Origin of the sequence: Treponema sp. UBA3813 (assembly GCA_002368605.1) — a bacterium.
In the GTDB taxonomy this organism is placed as follows: Bacteria; Spirochaetota; Spirochaetia; order Treponematales; family Treponemataceae; genus Treponema_D.
Genome location: DFEB01000082.1, coordinates 1 through 4,180, shown reverse-complemented (window position 1 = coordinate 4,180; position 4,180 = coordinate 1). Strand labels below are relative to the sequence as shown.

The following is a 4,180-nucleotide window of genomic DNA, read 5'->3' as shown; positions in this document are numbered from 1 at the left end:
GTTGCTGATTCAAGCCGTTCCAGCAAAACGATTTGTCTTGCGGTCACTCCGGCTTTGAAGGCTTATGGGCTTTCTGGGCGGAGCAGGCTTTTTGAGGTGGAGGCTAAGGCTCGTGAAATCAAACGGCAGACTGGGAAGGAACTGGAATACATCACGGCGCCACCGCGCATGGCTCTTTACATTCAGTATTCTGCCCGGATTTACAATATCTATCTTAAATATTTTTCTCCTGAGGACATTCATGTTTATTCCATCGACGAGGTTTTTATTGATGCTACTTCTTACCTTAAGCTTTATAAAATTGATGCCCACTCACTTGCCATCAAAGTCATCAAAAACATTCTTTCTGAGACTGGTATCACTGCCACGGCAGGGATTGCGCCAAACCTTTACCTTTGTAAAATTGCGATGGATATTGTGGCGAAGCATATTCCGGCTGACGAGGATGGGGTTCGCATTGCTGAGCTTGACGAGCTGACTTACCGTAAAACGCTTTGGAATCACAAGCCTCTCACTGACTTCTGGCGGATTGGTAAGGGAACTGCGCGCCGTCTGGAGAAAAAGTTCATCTTTACTATGGGGGATATTGCCCGGACTTCGATACGGAATCCGAATCTTCTTTACGATGATTTTGGAATTGATGCGGAAATTCTGATTGATCATGCGTGGGGCTACGAAAATGTCGGGATGAAGGACATCAAGAGCTACAAAAGCACGGCAAAGTCGCTCACCAGCGGTCAGGTTCTCCAGCGTCCTTATTCTTTTGAAGAAGGAAAAATCATCATCAGGGAGATGGCGGAAGTTCTGGCTCTGGATTTGTTTGAAAAGAATCTCGTCACAAGCACGGTGACTCTTCAGGTCGGTTATGATATCGAAGGGATTCCTAAAAATTTTGACGGCGAGTTTGTAGAAGACTTTTACGGCCGGATTGTTCCAAAGCCTGCCCACGGTTCAGCTTTTGTGGGCGATGATACAAATTCCTCAAAGGCGATAACGGAAGGTTTTGTCAGGCTTTATGAGCGCATCGTGAATCCTGCTTTGAAGGTCAGGAGATTCAACATTTCGGCAAACGGAATCAAAAATCAGTCGGAAAGAGAAGCAAGCCTTTTTGATAATATTGAAGAAAATATTCCTGACAAAAAAGAAGAGAGCCTTCAACAAGCCCGGCTTGCAATCATCAAAAAATTCGGGAAAAATGCGATTCTAAAAGGAACAAACTTGCAGGAAAGTGCAATGACTATCGAAAGAAACAAACAGATTGGAGGTCACAAGGCATGAAAAATTACGATGACATCATCAATACCAATTGGCCACCAGAAAAACCAGATTTTAATCACCCGAGAATGCCTGTAAGTCAGCGGGCAAAAATCTTTCTTCCTTTTGCAGCTTTGACAGGCTATGAAAAAGCTCTTGAAGAAACCCTTAAAGCCGAAATCGAAAGCATGGAAGAAAAACCGGGTGAAAAATTCTACTGAACGCCCCCATTTCTCCAGCCCCCTCATCTCCTTCCACCACAACATTTTCTTCCTTAAATTCCCCTAAAAAAGTTTGGCAGACCGTATTTCCTGCTATAAGATTAATTTAAGTTTTTATTTCAGGAGGACTTATGAAAAAAGTTCATGTTCTGTTTATGGCCTTGATTTTTGCGGCTGTTTTTTCTGCTTGCAAACAGGCCGGTGACGACATCACTTATATAATGTCCGGCAATCCTTAGGAAGAAAACACTAATTTTGAAAGCCGGGCCGTTTCTGTCATCAATGGAAAGGATACTGATGTTGTGGAAACTCTTTATCTCCGAATTTACAATGGAAATGAGTATCTCCCATATGTCGGCTTAAAATACTGGCTTTCGACAGCTTGCAAAGCATCAGTCAGTTCAATTTCTTATTCAAGCGGAAAATATACGATTGCGGCTCAGGCTTTGGGAAAATCATTTCCTCTTGAGATAAATAGTGCTGCAAACACGATTTATTGTCCGACATGGGCTGGCTTTATATTCCCTAATCAAAATGTCAGCCTTAAAACAGACACGATTATGTTTTATGTAAAAAAAATATTCACCGGTCAAAAATCAATAACCTTCAACCTTGGGCAATATGGATTTAAAATTTATGGCGGTCTTGAAGATGCTTATATCCCTCTTTGCGTTGCGAACCAGCTTTTTACGGCTCCAATGACATTTTTTTCAGATAATTTTTAAATTCTAGCAAATTCCACATACCTGTGTTATAATTTTCTTATGGAAGATCGCGAACACAACGAAGAGTATTTTTATGTTCATGGAAAGGATATTTACTCAACTCAGAGCCTTTTGGCTTCAATGGGCGTAAAACAAAGCGAGTCGATTTACAAAGATTCTTCCAATGATTTTGTACGATGGCCTTTCAGCGCGGCTGATTTTTTTGAGGTTGTTGAGGGCAAGGCTCCTGATTTAAATAACGCCGAAGAACTCCTTGAAGGAAATGACAAAATCGAAGTCGAAAAAATCAATTCCGAGATAAAAAGCTACAAAGATTCAGGGAACACGATTGAGAACAAGGACAGAATCAAGGAACTCCGCATCCGCAAAAAGGAACTTCTTTCAAAAGTTGATTTGTCAAAAGCCAGTAAAGGCTCATCTATTGTCTACAAAACTTTTGTCGAAATCAATGACTTCAAGATGGTTGAGGAAAAACTGCCTCAGTTCAAAAAAGCTCGCTGGCCGTTCAAGGAGCAGATGCCTTATTTTGCGGCCGGCCTCGAAGATTTTGCCCGCGCCGTTGCCAATGGTGAAAAAACTGCAATCACTGGCGGCCCATGCTTTTTTGGCGAGCACGAAGTCGATATGATTTGGACTCTCAAGGACGGAAGCCAGAAAATCTATGACTTTACCACCCGCCGCCGAAGTGTTGAGGACAGAGTTTCTCAGGAAGCTGAATTTACCAAGCAGAATGCTCAGGATGTCGTGGATGTGTCTTTTAAAAGCCGCAAAAATCTTCTTACTACCGAAGAATACGACAGCATTTTGTATCTTTTTGAGCTTGCCAGGGCGACAGGTTCCTGCCTCACGCTGCCGATTGTCGATGCTTCTTATCAAAAATACCTGGACGCAATGCTTGAGTCTCTGCCACAGGAAATTCGTCTGCGCGCACACGAGCGATTCCGGGAAGTTGCCCGGCCTGTCATCAAAATGTACGAGGAGCTTTTTGAATTCTTCAAGAAAAAATATCCCGAAGTTGAGTGCAAGATGATGAGTGGCGAAACAAAAGAGCTTTTGGAATTGTACTACGAAAAGCGCGCTCCTTTTGTTCAAAAGCCTTCAACGAGCAGAATTATTTCGGGCATCCAGGAAAAAATTGAGTCAGTAAAAGATTATATCACTCTTCCTGCATTGCCGTTCTATTTCTATGGAGTCAGGAACATTCTTGAAGTGGATTATCTTGGCGAAACCGATTCTTTCTGGAAATGCCGGAAAATGCACAAGGGGGAAATAAAACTCTCGGCTCTTCTTTACCCAATCAGAATCAGCTCGGACGGCTGGCGGACACTTTTTTCAACCGAGCCGCAGTACAAGGAATACATAAAAAAGGAAGATTATGATAAACGCTAAGAAGGGAATCAGGGCGGCGGCACTTTTAATTCTTGCAATCAGCCTTGGCCTGTTTTCTTTTTTTAATAAAGATGAGATTGAATTCCCTGTTTCAAAAAAAATTGCACTTGATTCGCCCTATATTGTGCGTGATTATGGGGAACTTCGCTACATTCTCGACAAACAGAGAACTCGAATTATTGTCGTCGAAAAAGAATCAAATTTAGTGCGGCATGTTTTGCCTCCTTCTGGCAGGCAGCCCGACAATTTTTTCTATGCCGATGATTTTTTAGTTGATGCGGATGGAAATGTTTATGTAAAGGAAGGTGCCTGGGACGGAAACAGAATTTCGCGCGAGGCGGTTCTTGTTTATGATGCGAACGGCCGGTACAAGGCGACTTATCTCGACACCACTTACGATTCAATGGTCAACAAGCACAAGGTCATGCTTCTTTCTGTTGGCGACGGCAAAATCAATTATGCTGTAAAAAATAAAGATTTGATTTGCACGGCAAGCTTCGACATTCAGAGCGGAACGGAAGTCAAAAAAGAATTTCCATACAAAGATGCTTTCGATTTTGTGAACGATATGGCTCAGTCTGATGGCGGAAA

5 protein-coding genes are annotated in these 4,180 nt (G+C 42.5%); all 5 read left to right on the top strand.

Annotated features, from left to right (window positions below; translation table 11 throughout):
* Window positions 1–1,278 (top strand): DNA methylase (locus tag B2089_RS12020; protein WP_296687478.1); only part of this gene is annotated, 1,278 nt, incomplete at its 5' end.
* Entirely contained in the window at window positions 1,275–1,475 is a 201-nt protein-coding gene (locus B2089_RS12015; RefSeq protein WP_296687475.1) for a hypothetical protein, read from the top strand. The genes B2089_RS12020 and B2089_RS12015, both read left to right, overlap by 4 nt.
* Before the next feature lie 302 nt (window positions 1,476–1,777).
* Window positions 1,778–2,200 (top strand): hypothetical protein, encoded by a 423-nt coding sequence (locus tag B2089_RS12010; protein WP_296687472.1) that lies wholly within the window; start codon window positions 1,778–1,780, stop codon window positions 2,198–2,200.
* Between the two features lie 39 nt (window positions 2,201–2,239).
* Window positions 2,240–3,589, top strand: a complete 1,350-nt coding sequence (locus tag B2089_RS12005) for a hypothetical protein (RefSeq protein ID WP_296687469.1) — start codon at window positions 2,240–2,242, stop codon at window positions 3,587–3,589.
* Window positions 3,576–4,180 (top strand): hypothetical protein (locus B2089_RS12000; protein ID WP_296687466.1); only part of this gene is annotated, 605 nt, incomplete at its 3' end. The genes B2089_RS12005 and B2089_RS12000, both read left to right, overlap by 14 nt.